This is a genomic window from Scandinavium manionii (assembly GCF_024764775.1).
Lineage (GTDB): Bacteria > Pseudomonadota > Gammaproteobacteria > Enterobacterales > Enterobacteriaceae > Scandinavium > Scandinavium manionii.
This window is the reverse complement of the sequence record NZ_JALIGC010000039.1, coordinates 339,127-355,788: the sequence shown is the minus strand read 5'-3', so window position 1 is coordinate 355,788 and position 16,662 is coordinate 339,127. Positions and strand designations below refer to the sequence as shown.

The window sequence follows — 16,662 nt, the reverse complement described above, 5'->3', positions numbered from 1 at the left end:
CCTCTAAGCATAGCGCGAGTCAATGTAAAAAATAATAAACGAAGGGCCGGAACGGTGAAAAAGAGAGCAAATGCCCCTGAAACAGGGGCATAAAGGGTTACGCGGTGCGGGCAACGGCATCCCGGGAAGCGGCGTCGCGCTCCTCCCCGGTCAGTTCACTGAGTTTACCGTTGCGCATTTCCAGCAGGCGGTCGGCGTGAATGAAGTAGTGATCGTCATGGCTGATAGCAAACACGGTTTTCCCCATTTCTTGCATCAGCGGCAGCAGAACCTGATAAAACTCGCGGCGGAAATGGGGGTCCTGATCGGCGGCCCATTCATCCAGCAGAATGATGTCACGTTCTTCGGCCAGCGCCAGCAGCAGCGCGACGCGCTTTTTCTGCCCTTTGGAGAGTTTCAGGTCAAGAATTTTACCGTTCTCAAGCTTCAGCTTGTGGCCCATTTTTAACTGTTCCAGCCACTTGTCGATTAGCGTCTGATTCGCCTGATGCCCTTCCGGACCGAGCAGCTGATCGAACAGCCACACGTCGGTAAACACCGCCGAGAACAGCTTGCGATAATCTTCCGGTTTATCCACCGCCAGCGGCTGACCATCGAGCAGAATCGTCCCGGAAACCGGTTGATAAAGCCCGGTGAGCAGCATCGCCAGCGTTGATTTCCCGCTACCGTTGCCGCCAATCAGAAACACCAGTTCCCCGCGATTCAGCGTCAGATTAATCGGCCCGACGGCAAAGTTGTTGTCCTGATAATGGAATTCCACGTCACGCAGCTCCAGCGTTTGCCAGTGCGGATGGGCTTCCGGCTTTGGAAACTCGGTGCGATACGGTGCCAGCGAAAAAGTGTTCAGCTTTTTAAACGCCACCTGGGCACTGAGCAGCGTCGGCAACGCGCCGACGGCGGAAAGCAGCGGCGTACGCAGAAACAGCAGCGTCAGTGAATAGGTCGCGGCGACGTTGGTGTCTGCCCAACCGAGGCTGTTCGCCATCCAGAACACGAGACCAATCGCCCCGAGCATCATGATATTCGACCAGTTCACGGCGCTTAAATGGAAGGTGTCGGCGCGAATGATGTGGTGGCGATACTCTTTGGCGTCAGGAATATACAGGGTGTTGAAGATGTGCTCCGCGCGCTCGCGGTTGAGGGTCAGCTCTTTGCGCCCTTCCAGCACGGTCTGATAATCGTGGTACAGCTTGTCTTCCGTTTCACGCAGGGTCGCCATGTGTTTGTACACTCGCGCCACCAGCACGAAGCCGCCCCAGATGGTCAACGCCATCCACAACGCGGTGATCACTAGCATTTTGCCGGACAGGAAGAACAGATACGCCGCCGAACCAAAGGTCAAAATGATGCCCTGCACCAGCTCCGGTAAACGCACGAAGGCAATGGTAATGGCACGAACATCACTGGTTAGCCCGGCGAGCAGCGCGGCGCTGCCCAATTTTTCGACCCGCTCAATTTGAGTGTCGAGAATACGTTTGATGAATTCACTGCGCAGGCGATAGACGAAGTGGTGCCCGAGCACAGTTAACGCCAGCTGCGAGCCGAGCGTGACGGCCATCAGCAGCGCCAGCAGGCCGAGAAATTCCGGAAGCACCGTCAGTGATGCATCGACGCTTTCGATCAGGCGCAGGTTAATAAACGCAATCAGGCCAATACCGAGCGCAGCGCTCAGCAGGCTCAGCACCATGACGGCGATGAAAGGCCAGCGGTACTGCCGCCAGACCAGAAGAAGAAGCTGCATAAAAACGATTCCGGACGACCAAAACAGCCAGCAGTTTAAACGGCTTGCGTTCTACATCAAGAATAATTCTTATTTTTATTGCTGTTTCAGGTATGGCGGAAAGTGAGATTGAAACGGAATGCGCCGGTTGCCGGATGATCGCCCTCTTTAAGCGGCTGAATGCCATGATAAAACAGCCTCGATTCGCCTCCCCACACCACTACATCACCGTGCTCAAGCAGCACGCGTTGCAGCGGATCGTTGCGTTTCAGCCCGCCAAACTGGAACACCGCAGGCGAGCCCAGCGAGACCGAGACAATCGGCGCGCGCAGGTCTTTTTCATCTTTATCCTGATGCAGCGAGAGTTTGGCCCCCGGCGAATATCGGTTGATAAGACAGGCGTCCGGCTGAAAATCGGCATAGCCCGCTTCCTGCGCACATGCCTGGGCCAGCGTTAAAAAAGCCACGGGCATGGCGGGCCAGCGCTGCCCGGTTTGCGGATCAAGGCTGGCATACAGATATCCGTGCTGATTTGTCGTCCAGCCGACGTGCCCGCAGTTGGTCATCGCCACCGACATGGTGTAGCCACCGGGTGTGACCATTTGCCGGAAGGGAGACTGGGCCGCCACTCGATTGATTTCGGCGAGCAGTTCTTCGGCATTGGCCAGCGCGCGGCGGCGTAAAATAATCGCCCCCGGCGCGAGCGGCTCCTGCCACGGCGGAGTATCGGCAAACAAATCCAGCATTGTTATCTCTCCTGCCCTGCTTCGCGCAGCAGCAGAGCCGCTTTTAGCGCTTCACCCCAACGATAACCAGACAGCGCCCCGCTCTGTCGCAACACACGATGACAAGGCACGATCAGCGCCAGTTTATTGGCCGCGCAGGCATTCGCCACGGCGCGCACCGCTTTCGGTTTGCCGATGCTGTCTGCTACCTGCTGATAGCTACGGGTTTCACCAGTCGGAATATCACGCAGCGCCTGCCAGACCGACTGCTGAAACGCCGTCCCGCGAATATCCAGCGGCAGCGAAACCGTTGCCCGCTGCCCGTCTAACAAAGCAATCACCTGCGCGACCTGCTGACGGAATCCGTCGTCGGCTTCTTCCCGCTGGGCATGGGGAAACATCTGCTCAAGTTCGGCAATCAGCATTTCATCCTTATCTCCGGGCAAAACGGCACAAATACCGCGAGTACTGGCCGCCACCAGACAACGTCCGAGCAGGCACGGCTGAAGCGTGTAGCGCACACGCAGGTCATCGCCGCCACGACGAAACTGGCGTGCCGTCATGCCGAGCGTGTCGTCTGCATGGCGATAGAAACTGCTGCTGCCAGGAAAACCAGCCGCCAGTACGGCATCGGTGACTGTTGGGCTTTCTTTCAGTGCGTCACGCAATGTTTGCGCTCGCCAGGCCTGCTGCCAGGCGCGGGGCGTCATACCGGTTACGGATTTAAACAGCCGATGGAAATGATACGGACTGACGGCGACTTCCCGTGCCAGTTCGTCAAGCGTCAGGGTGCGCTCTTGCTCCAGCAATCGACAAGCCTGGGCGACTTTATCTATTCGCTGTTGTTGAGGGTCAGCTTTATCAGGCTGGCAACGTTTGCAGGCCCGAAAACCGGCAGCCTCGGCGGCGCTGGTATTCGGGTAGAAACGGACGTTTTGGCGTAGAGCATGGCGCGCGCGACAGGACGGACGGCAGTAGATCCCGGTGGTCAGTACCGCAAAAACAAACTGACCATCGGCGGCCAAATCTCTGTCGAGGACCGCCTGCCAGCGGATCTCATCATTAATAGCAGCATTACGTTTCATACAGTCTCCGGCTCTCTATTCAGGGTAGCCTGAGTCTGGCGCAGAGGGCAGCTAAAAAAACCGCCATTCTTGCTTTTTAATTTTTGCCGCTGACCAGGAAGGTTTCGAACTGCGGAGACATCCACGTTTTGAAGCCGTCTCCATCTTTGATGATCATGTAAACCGCCAGCCCCTGCTCGCGCACAACTTCTTTGGCTTTATCCGGACCGAGCACCATCAGCCCAGTATCCCAGCCGTCGGCTTCCAGCGCAGTCTGTGAAATCACCGTGACCGATACCAGTTTATGCTGGATAGGTGCACCGGTTTGCGGATCGATTACATGGGAGATACGTTTGCCGTCAAGCTCGTAGTAGTTACGATAGCTGCCCGAGGTGCTGATGCCGTGGCCGTTGATATCCACAATCGCCTGCACCGCATTTTCTTTATCCGTCGGTTTCTGAATCGCCACCCGCCACGGCTGGCCTTCGGCATTCATACCACGGCTCGACAGCGCGCCGCCCACGGAGACCAGGTAACGGGCAATGCCTTCCTGTTCCATTAAGCGCGCCAGATGATCGGCGGCGTAGCCTTCGCCCACGGTCGAGAGATCAACATACAAGTCGGGAATGTCTTTTTGTAAATACTGGCTGCCAGACTGGTTAATCACCGTCAGATGTTTCAGACCAGTACGCACTTTTGCGGCGTCAATTTGCGCCTGATCCGGCGTTTTTACCGGCTGTTTATCCGGGCCAAAGCCCCACAGATTCACCAGCGGCCCGACGGTAATGTCCATGGCGCCCTGGGTTTTCGCACCTATACGCAGTGATTCGGTGACGATATCCGCCATCGCTTCGTTGATCGGCCACGGCGCGGTACTGGTGGAATGGTTGAATCGCATCAGCGCGGAATCGTTTTTCCACGTGGACAATAGCTGATCGTCGGCGTCCAGCTGGCTTTGCACCTTCTGTCGCAAGGCCTCTGCTTTGCTGCTGTCGAGATTGATGACGCTGACCCGCCAGAATGTCCCCATCGTCTTGCCTTCAAGGACGGTCGCTGGCGCTTTTTGCGCAGGTGGTGTCGGCGGGCTGTTATCGCAGCCGGAAATAACGAGAGCGACGGCCATCAGTGCCGCGCGGAAATAAGTGAAATCCATACGTAATGCCCCTCATGTTTGCGCGCAAGGGTACACCAATCTGCTTAAACAAAGGATAAAAAAAGGGTCCCGAAGGACCCTTTTTACTGATTAGCAGTCGATTAGAACTGGTAAACCAGCCCCAGAGCTACGATGTCATCGGTAGAGATGCCAGCGTTACGGGTGAAGTTGTTTTCGTCCAGCAGGTTGATTTTGTAGTCAACGTAGGTGGACATATTTTTGTTGAAGTAGTAAGTCGCGCCAACATCAACATATTTCAGGACGTCCTGGTCGCCGTAACCATTCTCGATGTCCTTACCTTTAGACTGCAGGTAAGCCACGGATGGACGCAGACCGAAGTCGAACTGGTACTGAGCAACCATTTCGAAGTTCTGAGCTTTGTTCGCCCAGCCCAGGGAACCGATGCGGGTTGCATTGTAAGTCTGGGTGTACTGAGCTGCCAGGTAGACGTTGTTCGCGTCATATTTCAGGCCGCCAGTGTAGGTTTCAGCGCGATCGCCTTCACCGTAAACAATGCCATTTGCACCAGTAAATGCATCGTTCTGATCGGTTGTACGTTTGGAGCTGGACATTGCAGCACCCAGACCGAAGCCTTCGCCCAGATCATAAGTTACGGAACCGCCGACTCCGTCGCCGTTCTGTTTCAGAGCACCACGGCCATTGGCAGTTGCGCCTTCGCCGCTGATGCTGCCGTTTTTACCCTGATACTGGATAGCGAAGTTCAGACCGTCAACCAGACCGAAGAAGTCGGTGTTACGGTAAGTCGCGTAGCCGTTACCACGCTGCTGCATGAAGTTGTCAGAACCGTAGGTGTCGCCGCCGAATTCTGGCAGGACGTCAGTCCAGGACGTTACGTCATAAACAACGCCGTAGTTACGACCGTAGTCGAAAGAACCGGCATCTTTAACACGAATACCTGCGAAACCTACACGAGTCCATGCCTGATCAGCAGAACCTTCGGTGTTATTCGCCTGAACGTTGTATTCCCATTGGCCGTAACCGGTGATCTGGTCGTTAACCTGAGTTTCGCCTTTGAAGCCCATACGGATGTAGGACTGGTCGCCGTCAGCGCCCTTGTCGTCAGAAAAATAGTGCAGGCCGTCTACTTTACCGTACAGATCTAATTTGTTGCCGTCTTTGTTATAAATTTCAGCCGCATTTGCTGCGCCCGCTACCAGCAGTGCTGGTACCAGGAGGGACAGTACTTTAACTTTCATTTTATTAACCCTCTGTTATATGCCTTTTTTATGCCACTGCTTACTGATTAACCCTCTAATCAGTCGGCAAACCCATTGTGCTGCAAAATCCAGAAATATCCAACAAGAAAATGATACGAGAACTTTTAAGGTGTTTCAAATTACCCACTAGATGTTTCAACATGTAAATTTCACGGAACTTTTTCATGCCACGAAAAGCCAAAAAATATAGCATCAAAAATCAAAATAAATAAAAAACTCAATCAAATCAATGCATATAAAGCCATTTCACGTATAGCACTGAATGACAAAACAAATTCATCAACGATCTCTAAAATAATCAACGCTATCATCATTAACTTTATTTATTACCGTCATTCAGTTCTGAATGTCTGTTTACTCATATTTCTACCGGGTGCTTCGCATCCGGTTTTTTTTTACCTTTCTTTACGCAAATTAATAGCCGTGTGCTACCCCCTCGAAATCATAACGACTATTAAGCAATCAACCCCACTGGAAAAATTCCCTTTAGGTACTACGGGTTAAATATTCGCTTGTTATTTAGTGCTATTCTTATGGATCTCAGCGTAAATATTTGTACAAAAAATGTAACTATGTACATCTCTGTGAGGCAACTGTGCAGATTGTTCACAAAGTCAACAACCGACCTGAGAATGTGGAAATTGGCGCATTACCCTTTATACTGCCTGCTGGAGTTGCCGTAACTAAACCCAGCAGAAAACCGGCAACAGCTTTTCACCAAAGGCAGCAAACCCGCTTTCAACGCCTGTTAATTGGTGCAGTCATCATGGATTACACACACGAATGAGTCATTCCGACCCGACTATCTCCAACAAGTTTTCCCTTATTCCAGGGAGCATTAACCGTTTCTTTCTGCTGCTAATTGTCGTGCTGCTGGTGACGATGGGCGTGATTACCCAGAGTGCGGTGAATGCCTGGCTGAAGGATAAAAGCTACCAGATTGTCGATATGACACATTCCATCCATAAACGCATCGATACCTGGCGCTACGCCACCTGGCAGATTTATGACAACATCGCTGCGTCCGCGACGTCAGCCTCTGGCGGCGATGGCCTTCAGGAAACTCGCCTGAAGCAAGACGTGTATTACCTCGAGAAACCGCGTCGAAAAACAGAAGCGCTGATTTTCGGCTCTCACGACGGTGCCACCCTCGACATGACGCAAAAAATGTCGAACTACCTTGATACGCTGTGGGGCGCGGAAACCGTACCCTGGTCGATGTACTATCTCAATGGTCAGGATAACAGCCTGATCCTCATCTCCACCTTGCCATTGAAAGACTTGTCCGCTGGCTTCAAAGAGTCCAGCGTGGGCAGTATCGTCGATTCACGTCGGGCAGAAATGTTGCAGCAAGCCAATACGCTTGATGAGCGCGAAACCTTTTCGGCTCTGCGCCGTCTCGCCTGGCAGAACGGTCACTACTTTACGCTGCGCACGACCTTCAATCAGCCGGGCCATCTGGCCACTGTCGTGGCTTTCGATTTACCGATTAACGATCTTATCCCGCCGGGCATGACGCTGGACAGTTTCCGCCTTGAGCCGGATCCTAAACAGAAAAATCTGCGCAGTCAGGATAAAGAAGCCGTAGACAGCGTGAGCATCAATTTCAACAGTTCGCGCATTGAGATTGCCTCATCGGTCAATTCCACCGGCATGCGCCTTGTGTGGCAGGTGCCATTCGGTACGCTGCTGCTCGATACCTTGCAAAACATTTTGCTGCCGCTGCTGCTGAACATCGGCCTGCTGGCGCTGGCGCTGTTTGGCTATAACACCTTCCGTCATTATTCCGGCCGCCGGCAGACGGATAACGCCACTCCAGGCGCTGCCAGCAATGAGCTGCGGGTGCTGAAAGCTATTAATGAAGAGATTGTCTCGGTGTTACCGCTTGGGCTGCTGGTGCATGACCAGGAGTCCAATCGCACGGTTATCAGCAACAAAATTGCCGATCACCTGCTGCCGCATCTGAATCTGCAAAATATCACCAGCATGGCCGACCAGCATCAGGGCGTCATTCAGGCGACTATCAATAACGAATTGTACGAAATTCGCCAGTTCCGCAGCCAGGTGGCTCCGCGCACGCAAATCTTCATTATTCGCGACCAGGATAAAGAAGTGCTGGTGAACAAAAAGCTTAAACAGGCCCAGCGTCTGTATGAGAAAAACCAGCAAGGCCGCATCGCCTTTATGCAGAACATTGGCGAAGCGTTGAAGCAGCCGGTAAAAACGCTGGCCGAAGACGCCGCAGCACTCAAGGGTGATGAAAATCAGAAACTCGCTCAGCACGCCGATACGCTGGTGCGTCTGGTCGACGAGATCCAACTGGCGAATATGCTGGAAGGCGATGGCTGGAAGGGACAATCCGCACTGTTCTCGATTCAGGATTTGATCGACGAAGTGGTGCCGGACGTTTTACCGGTGATTAAGCGTAAAGGCCTGCAACTGCTGATCAACAACCATCTGGCGGCTAGCGAACAGCGTCATGGCGATCGTGAAGGGCTCAAACGGATCCTGCTGCTGCTTATCCAGTATGCGGTAACAACCACTCAAATTGGCAAAGTGACGCTTGAAGTCGGGAAAGATGAATCCGCGGAAGACAGACTCACCTTCCGTATTCTGGATACCGGCAACGGCGTCTCGAACAGTGAAATCGACAATCTTCACTTCCCGTTCCTGAACGACACTCAGGAAGACCGGTTCGGTAAAGCCAACGCCCTCACCTTCTGGCTGTGCGATCAGCTGGCGCGTAAACTTGGCGGCCATCTGAATATTAAAGCCCGAGAATCGCTGGGCACGCGTTACTCACTGCACGTCAAAATGGCGCCACGTGAAGAAGAAACCGAATCGCAAGAGAAGCTACTCGACGACGTCATTGCAATGATTGATATTACGTCCAACGAAGTGCGAAGCGTGGTCGTTCGACTGCTGGAAAACTGGGGCGCGAGCTGCATTTCCCCGGATGAGCGCCTGACAAGTCAAGAATATGATCTGTTTTTAACTGATAATCCGTCTAATCTTACTGCGCCTGGCTTGCTTTTAAGCGATGATGAGGCCGGTATTCGTAAGATTGGTCCAGGTCAGCTACGGGTCAACTTCAATATCAGTAATGCCATGCAGGAAGCAGTGCTACAACTTATAGAAGAACAACTGGCACAGGGAGAGTTGCTGGGAACACCCGCGGGTGTAAATGAAAACGCCGAGCTCCATGCCAGCGGTTATTATGCGCTGTTTGTTGATACGGTACCGGAAGATGTTAAGAGGTTGTATACTGAGTCAGCGACAACTGACTTTGCTGCGCTGGCACAGACAGCTCACCGCCTGAAAGGGGTGTTTGCCATGCTCAATCTGGTACCCGGCAAGCAGTTATGTGAAACGCTGGAGCATCTCATTCGTGAGAAGGATGCACCCGGCACAGAAAAATATATCAGCGACATTGACGCCTACGTCAAAAGCTTGATGTAGCAAGGTAGCCTAATACATGAACAATATGAACGTTATTATTGCCGATGATCACCCGATTGTACTGTTCGGTATTCGCAAATCACTTGAGCAAATCGAGTGGGTGAATGTCGTCGGCGAATTTGAAGACTCCACTGCGCTTATCAATAATCTGCCAAAACTTGACGCCCATGTGCTGATTACCGATCTCTCCATGCCTGGAGACAAATACGGTGATGGCATTACGCTTATCAAATACATCAAACGTCATTTCCCGGCTATTTCTATTATTGTTCTGACCATGAACAATAACCCGGCCATTCTGAGTGCCGTTCTGGATCTGGATATTGAAGGGATTGTCCTGAAACAGGGTGCACCAACCGATCTGCCGAAAGCCCTCGCGGCGCTGCAGAAAGGGAAGAAATTTACCCCGGAAAGCGTTTCTCGCCTGCTGGAAAAAATCAGCGCGGGCGGTTATGGCGACAAACGTCTGTCACCGAAAGAAAGTGAAGTGCTGCGTCTGTTCGCAGAAGGTTTCCTGGTTACCGAAATTGCCAAGAAGCTGAACCGCAGCATCAAAACCATCAGTAGCCAGAAGAAGTCGGCGATGATGAAACTGGGCGTGGAAAATGATATCGCCCTGCTGAACTATCTGTCTTCCGTCACGCTGAGCGCGGCCGACAAAGACTAAGCTGTTCATCCCCCGGTGCTCACCGGGGGAATCTTACTCCCTACTCTACTTTCTTGCCTTTCGGACCCGTGCTGCATAGACCGCCAGCGTCTGCTTAATCACATCCAGCGTCACCGGTTTCGACAGGCAGCTATCCATACCTGATTCCAGACAACGCTGCTTCTCTTCCGCCAGCGCATTCGCCGTCACGCCCACAACCGGCAGCGTTAAGCCCAACTGACGGATTCGCTGCGTGAGACGATAACCGTCCATATTTGGCATGTTGACGTCGCTGAGCACGATATCGATATGGTTTTTGCTGAGCACATTCAGCGCATCGACGCCGTCATTGGCGGTTTTGCACTGATAGCCAAGGGATCCGAGCTGATCGGCCAGCAACCGGCGGTTGATAGGATGATCGTCGACGACCAGAATCATCATGTCATCGTTGGTATCGGCGGTGTTTTCCACCGAAGGCAGCGCTCCACCGTTTTCAGCAGTTTCGACTTCAATACTGTAAATTCGGCCCAGCAGCGCCAGCAGTTCATGCGGTGATGCCACACTGTGGATCCACTCGCCCGGCGCACGTTCCAGCGGAATACCAATATGGCGACGGCAGAATATAATCGCCCCACGCCCGCCCCATGGCTGGGCCAGCTCGTCGTCGGAAATCAGCATATCGTCAGCCTGTGGCGTCTGGCCCTCGTAGCGCATCACTTCCACGCAGTGGCGCGACAGCAGGGATTCGACAAATTGCGACAGCGACGCATTACGTACCGCCAGCCAGCAGCGCTTGCCGGACAGGCCATCAATGGCGGCAGGATTCAGGTTTTGCGCACCATACAGCGGAATACGAATGGTGAACTGGCTGCCCATGCCCGGCTCGGTATCCACCGAAATGTCGCCGTCCATCATGTTGATGAGCTTCTCACAAATCGCCAGCCCCAGCCCGGTTCCCTGGAAATTACGCTGCACGCCGGTTCCGACCTGGAAGAACGGGTCAAACAGACGGACCACTTCTTTCGCCGGAATCCCCACCCCGGTATCACGCACGCTAATGCTCAGATAGTCCTCATCGCGGCGCAGATGCAGAATAATGCAGCCGACGTCGGTGAACTTAATCGCATTGCTTAGCAAGTTGGAAATCACCTGCTGCAAACGCATTGGGTCACCCGACAACTGCTGTGGCACATCCGGTTCAACGAAGCAGTACAGCCCAAGCTGTTTACGCACCACCAGCGGCAGATAGTTGGCTGTGATGTGGCTCATCACCTCACGCGGCGAAAACTCGCGCGGCTCGATTTTCAGCTGCTCCGATTCAATCTTCGAGAAATCGAGAATGTCGCTGATGATTTTTAGCAGCAGGCTGGAGGAGTTATTCATCGCCGTCACCAGTCGGTCGACGCCCTTCGGCAGCTCTTTAGTTTGCAGCAGATCGAGGTTACCGATAATGCCGTACAGCGGGGTGCGCAGCTCGTGGCTTACCGTCGCCAGGAACATCGATTTCGACTGGCTCGCCTGCTCGGCGGCCTGCGCCATTTCCTGCAATGACTCTTCCATCTTCACACGCGACGACACGTCCACCAGGACGCAAATCGCCACGTTTTCATTGCGGTAGCGCGAATGGACAAAGCTGATTTGCAGATTGGTATTGTTGCTGGTGAGCACATCAACAAAGTTGACCTGCTGGCCGCAGATAATCTGTGTCAACCGCTGTCGGTCCTCGTGGGTCAACATATTCAGGTAATTATGCGCCAGCTCGTTACTCAGGATGTTGGTCCCGTCCAGGGTGCGCAGAATACAAATCCCGACCGGGGCAGACGCCACAATTTTACGGTTGAATTGTTCGTGCTCCTCCAGGCGCTGCGCATCAGCTTCGGCAGGCAGGAAAATCCGGCGTTCGTACATTCGCGCCAGGGTAAACAGCGCCACGCCGGTCAGAATATTCAGCAGTAAGGCGTTGAGGATAAGCATTCTTATCCGCTCGAGAACCAAATCCACTGGTACCGAGTAGACAATACTCAGCGAAGACGGCGGTAGGCTTTTCTTCAGCACCAGCTCGCGGAAGCCCGACGTATAGCCAAACCAGGCGCGTTCCTGCATCCAGTGCGGGTCGATTTTCAGTTTACTTTCGCCGCCAGTGAGGGAAATCAACGGCTGGCCGCTTTCATCCAGAATGGTCACGCCCATTGGCATACTGCCCGGCGTGAAGAAGTTTTCCATGCGGATGGTTTGTTCAATGCCGAGCAGCGCCTGTAGGCGGTTGGCGAGATACACCGGCGTCAGCGCATAGAAATAGCCCACGCCCGGACGCGGGCCCTGGCTAATCCAGAACAGGTTATTGCCGCGCTCATCCTGTGGCGCATTGCGGTATTTCATGATCCGCTCATGCAGGATTTTCAGCGCCTGCTCATGTTCCATCGGCATATCGCGCAGGCCAAAGTTCGCCATACAGAGATTGTCGCTGCCAATCAGGAACACGCGATTAAGATCGTAAGCCGCAGAGAAATTGTCGCGCCAGTAGCGCATGAACCACGCCAGCGACTCTAGCGAGCCGCGCCAGCTACTGCTCAGTGCGCCGCAGTCGGAATCCTGGAACAGTGGCTCAAATTCGGGGACTTCGGTATCGTCTTTCGCCGTGCGTGAGGACATCACGCCGTTTTCCACGCTCAGTCGATTTTCCGCAATGTACTTCAGCTCTTTCATCACGTCTGACGTGCGCTGAATGTAGCGCTGGGCCTGATCGTAGCTGAGGTTAAATTCCTGACGTATCTCCGCCTCTTTGGTGTGCAGCGAATTCACAATGTAGAACGCCGAGACGAGGGCAATCAGCAGCCAGAGCAACAGCGCCAGCGCCCGGAAAAGATAGCGGGAAACTTTCAGAGTCGTGCGAAAAGAGACGAGGTATTTCAACGTTTGGCCGTGTACATGCAAAAGATGGGATTAAGGTAGCGGTAAATCTCTACCCTCGCAACGTTCAAAGAAAAAGGGCCAGTTTTCACTGGCCCTTTTCACTGACTTCAGGCGATTATTTCAGACAATTACTCGTCTGCGTCATCGGCTACATCGTCGTCAGATTCCACTTCCGGAGCGATCTCATCGTCACCTTCGGCAACGCTGCCGTCGATAGCGTCGAGTTCTTCTTCGTCAACCGGTTCAGCAACACGCTGCAGACCCACTACGTTTTCATCTTCCGCGGTGCGGATGAGGATAACGCCCTGGGTGTTACGGCCAACCACGCTGACTTCCGAAACGCGGGTACGCACCAGCGTACCGGCATCGGTTATCATCATGATCTGGTCGCTATCCACAACCTGTACTGCGCCTACCACAGAACCATTACGCTCGGTCACTTTGATCGAGATAACGCCCTGCGTGCCGCGAGACTTAGTTGGGTATTCGGTTTCAGAAGTACGCTTACCGTAGCCGTTCTGGGTCACGGTCAGAACCGCCCCTTCACCGCGTGGGATAATCAGCGACACGACTTTGTCTTCACCGGCCAGTTTGATACCGCGAACACCAGTCGCCGTACGGCCCATGGCACGCACTGCACTCTCTTTAAAGCGCACCACTTTACCGGCGGCGGAGAACAGCATCGCTTCATCGTTACCGTTGGTCAGGTCAACGCCAATCAACTCATCGTCTTCTTTCAGGTTCACCGCAATGATACCGGCAGAACGCGGACGGCTGAACTCGGTCAGCGCCGTTTTCTTGACGGTACCGCTGGCGGTCGCCATGAAGACGTTAACGCCCTCTTCGTATTCACGCACCGGCAGAATGGCGGTGATACGTTCGTTCGCTTCCAGCGGCAGCAGGTTGACGATTGGACGTCCACGCGCACCACGGCTTGCTTCTGGCAACTGATAAACCTTCATCCAGTACAGACGACCACGGCTGGAGAACAGCAGAATGGTGTCATGGGTGTTGGCGACCAGCAGGCGGTCGATAAAGTCTTCTTCTTTAATACGGGCGGCTGATTTACCTTTGCCACCGCGGCGCTGAGCTTCGTAATCGGTCAGCGGCTGGTATTTCACGTAGCCCTGGTGAGACAGGGTCACAACAACGTCTTCCTGGTTGATCAGGTCTTCGATGTTGATGTCTGCAGTGTTGGCCGTGATTTCGGTACGACGCTGGTCGCCGAACTGCTCGCGAACAAGTTCCAGCTCTTCACGAATCACTTCCATCAGACGGTCAGCGCTGCCCAGAATGTGTAGCAGCTCCGCTATCTGTTCCAGCAGCTCTTTATACTCGTCGAGCAGTTTTTCATGCTCCAGGCCGGTCAGTTTCTGCAGACGCAGATCCAGAATCGCCTGAGCCTGCTGTTCGGTCAGGAAATACTTACCGTCGTGAATACCGAACTGCGGCTCCAGCCACTCCGGACGTGCAGCGTCATCGCCGGCACGTTCCAGCATCGCGGAAACGTTGCCCAGAGCCCATGGCTGTGCAATCAGCGCAGCTTTTGCTTCCGCAGGCGTTGGCGCACGACGGATCATTTCAATGATCGGTTCGATGTTTGCCAGCGCGATAGCCAGCGCTTCAAGGATGTGCGCCCGGTCGCGTGCTTTACGCAATTCGAAGATGGTACGACGGGTGACGACTTCGCGGCGGTGACGCACGAACGCGGAAAGGATGTCTTTCAGGTTCATGATCTTCGGCTGACCATGGTGCAGAGCAACCATGTTGATACCGAAAGAGGTCTGCAGCTGAGTCTGGGAGTAGAGGTTGTTCAGAACCACTTCACCCACCGCGTCACGTTTGATTTCAATCACGATGCGCATACCGTCTTTATCAGACTCGTCACGCAGCGCGCTGATACCTTCCACGCGTTTGTCTTTTACCAGCTCGGCGATTTTCTCGATCAGGCGAGCTTTGTTCACCTGATAAGGAATTTCGTGCACGATGATGGTTTCACGGCCAGTTTTGGCGTCAGCTTCGACTTCCGCACGGGCGCGAATATAGATTTTACCGCGACCGGTACGATAGGCTTCTTCAATGCCACGACGGCCATTGATGATAGCTGCGGTCGGGAAGTCAGGCCCTGGGATGTGTTCCATCAGCCCTTCGACGGTGATGTCTTCATCGTCAATGTAAGCCAGGCAGCCGTTAATGACTTCGGTAATGTTATGTGGCGGAATGTTCGTTGCCATACCCACCGCGATACCGGACGAACCGTTAACTAACAGGTTCGGGATCTTGGTTGGCATAACGTCTGGAATACGTTCGGTGCCGTCGTAGTTATCGACGAAATCAACGGTGTCTTTTTCCAGGTCGGCCATCAGTTCATGGGCGATTTTCGACATACGGATTTCCGTATAACGCATCGCTGCGGCGGAGTCGCCGTCTACTGAACCGAAGTTACCTTGGCCGTCGACCAGCATGTAACGCAGGGAGAATGGTTGCGCCATACGGACGATGGTGTCGTAAACGGCGGTATCACCATGAGGGTGGTATTTACCGATGACGTCACCCACGACGCGGGCAGATTTTTTGTAGGCTTTATTCCAGTCGTTGCCCAATACATTCATGGCGTAAAGTACGCGACGGTGTACCGGCTTGAGTCCATCTCGGACATCTGGCAGTGCGCGGCCGACAATAACGGACATCGCGTAATCCAGATACGAGCTCTTAAGCTCTTCCTCAATGTTGACCGGTGTAATTTCTCTCGCAAGGTCGCTCATCTAACCGCTATCCCTCTACTGTTTCCCGGATTCAAAGGTCGCAAATTATAACACAGCCGACGTGATTGAGGTAAACCTATGTACCAGCACGGCGCTTTATTCGCGCCGGGGTGCTGATATACTCACAGACCTGATAAGAAAAGGAGTCAATGTACCCATGAATGCCGAAAAACAGCCGGTGGCTAACGTCGATCACGACGAAATTGCAAAATTCGAAGCCGTCGCCTCACGCTGGTGGGACCTGGAAGGGGAATTTAAACCACTGCACCGCATTAATCCGCTGCGTCTGGGCTACATCAGCAACCGTTCAGGCGGGTTGTTTGGCAAGAAAGTGCTGGATGTCGGCTGCGGCGGCGGGATCCTCGCCGAAAGCATGGCGCGTGAAGGTGCCACCGTTACCGGGCTGGATATGGGCTTTGAACCGTTGCAGGTCGCGCGTTTGCATGCGCTGGAAACCGGCATTCAAGTGGATTACGTTCAGGAAACCGTGGAAGACCACGCGGCGAAACATGCGCAGCAGTACGACGTCGTGACCTGCATGGAAATGCTTGAACACGTACCGGACCCGCAGTCCGTGGTGAATGCCTGTGCGAAGCTGGTGAAGCCCGGCGGTCAGGTCTTTTTCTCCACCATCAACCGCAACGGCAAAGCGTGGCTGATGGCCGTCGTGGGTGCAGAATATGTCTTAAACATGGTGCCAAAAGGCACCCACGACGTGAAGAAGTTCATCAAACCCGCCGAGCTGCTGGGCTGGGTCGACCAAACCTGTCTGCAGGAACGTCATATCATCGGCCTGCACTACAATCCGGTCACGAATCACTTTACGCTCGCGCCGGGTGTTGATGTTAATTACATGTTGCATACAACGGCAAAAAACGACTGACGTCATCCATTATTCTTATAAAGTTTGCGCAGCATCCTGTTGCGCAATTCACCTTCTCGTTGAAGAAATCAGCACTCGATCAAATTTCTATTTTTT

The 16,662-nt window shown here is 53.6% G+C and carries 10 protein-coding genes; 3 read left to right on the top strand and 7 right to left on the bottom strand.

Translation table 11 applies throughout. The features are described 5' to 3' along the window. Positions 1 to 97 precede the first annotated feature (97 nt). The 5 genes from MUU51_RS16110 to MUU51_RS16090 all read right to left on the bottom strand — a co-directional run bounded on the left by MUU51_RS16110 (position 98) and on the right by MUU51_RS16090 (position 5,879). Complete coding sequence (locus MUU51_RS16110; protein WP_258968120.1) at positions 98 to 1,741, bottom strand: multidrug ABC transporter permease/ATP-binding protein; 1,644 nt, start codon at positions 1,739 to 1,741, stop codon at positions 98 to 100. 86 nt (positions 1,742 to 1,827) lie between these two features. Then, entirely contained in the window at positions 1,828 to 2,466 is a 639-nt protein-coding gene (gene alkB, locus MUU51_RS16105) for a DNA oxidative demethylase AlkB (RefSeq protein WP_159770347.1), read from the bottom strand. 2 nt (positions 2,467 to 2,468) lie between these two features. Further along, a complete protein-coding gene (gene ada, locus MUU51_RS16100; RefSeq protein WP_258968119.1) occupies positions 2,469 to 3,530 on the bottom strand; it encodes a bifunctional DNA-binding transcriptional regulator/O6-methylguanine-DNA methyltransferase Ada in 1,062 nt (353 codons plus the stop codon). 76 nt (positions 3,531 to 3,606) lie between these two features. Further along, positions 3,607 to 4,662, bottom strand: a complete 1,056-nt coding sequence (gene apbE, locus MUU51_RS16095; RefSeq protein WP_159770341.1) for an FAD:protein FMN transferase ApbE — start codon at positions 4,660 to 4,662, stop codon at positions 3,607 to 3,609. A gap of 101 nt (positions 4,663 to 4,763) precedes the next feature. Then, positions 4,764 to 5,879 carry a porin OmpC gene (locus tag MUU51_RS16090; RefSeq protein WP_258968118.1) on the bottom strand — a complete coding sequence of 372 codons (1,116 nt, stop codon included), beginning with the start codon at positions 5,877 to 5,879 and terminating at the stop codon, positions 4,764 to 4,766. A gap of 804 nt (positions 5,880 to 6,683) precedes the next feature. Between MUU51_RS16090 and rcsD the strand changes: the two genes are divergently transcribed. Both rcsD and rcsB read left to right on the top strand, forming a co-directional pair. Beyond that, positions 6,684 to 9,359, top strand: coding sequence for a phosphotransferase RcsD (gene rcsD / locus MUU51_RS16085; RefSeq protein WP_258968117.1), 2,676 nt, complete (start codon positions 6,684 to 6,686; stop codon positions 9,357 to 9,359). A gap of 16 nt (positions 9,360 to 9,375) precedes the next feature. Further along, on the top strand, positions 9,376 to 10,026 hold the full coding sequence (gene rcsB, locus MUU51_RS16080) for a response regulator transcription factor RcsB (RefSeq protein ID WP_159770332.1): 651 nt from the start codon (positions 9,376 to 9,378) through the stop codon (positions 10,024 to 10,026). Between the two features lie 45 nt (positions 10,027 to 10,071). Here rcsB and rcsC read toward each other — a convergent pair whose 3' ends face one another. Beyond that, positions 10,072 to 12,918: a two-component system sensor histidine kinase RcsC gene (rcsC, locus tag MUU51_RS16075; protein WP_258968116.1), complete on the bottom strand. Its 2,847-nt coding sequence runs from the start codon at positions 12,916 to 12,918 to the stop codon at positions 10,072 to 10,074. Between the two features lie 128 nt (positions 12,919 to 13,046). Further along, the gene (gene gyrA / locus MUU51_RS16070; RefSeq protein ID WP_159770326.1) at positions 13,047 to 15,683 is read right to left on the bottom strand and encodes a DNA topoisomerase (ATP-hydrolyzing) subunit A; all 2,637 of its coding nucleotides are present in this window, start codon (positions 15,681 to 15,683) and stop codon (positions 13,047 to 13,049) included. Between the two features lie 157 nt (positions 15,684 to 15,840). On the opposite strand from gyrA, the gene ubiG reads away from it, so the two are divergent. Further along, a complete protein-coding gene (gene ubiG, locus MUU51_RS16065) occupies positions 15,841 to 16,566 on the top strand; it encodes a bifunctional 2-polyprenyl-6-hydroxyphenol methylase/3-demethylubiquinol 3-O-methyltransferase UbiG (protein ID WP_159770323.1) in 726 nt (241 codons plus the stop codon). Positions 16,567 to 16,662: the final 96 nt, after the last annotated feature.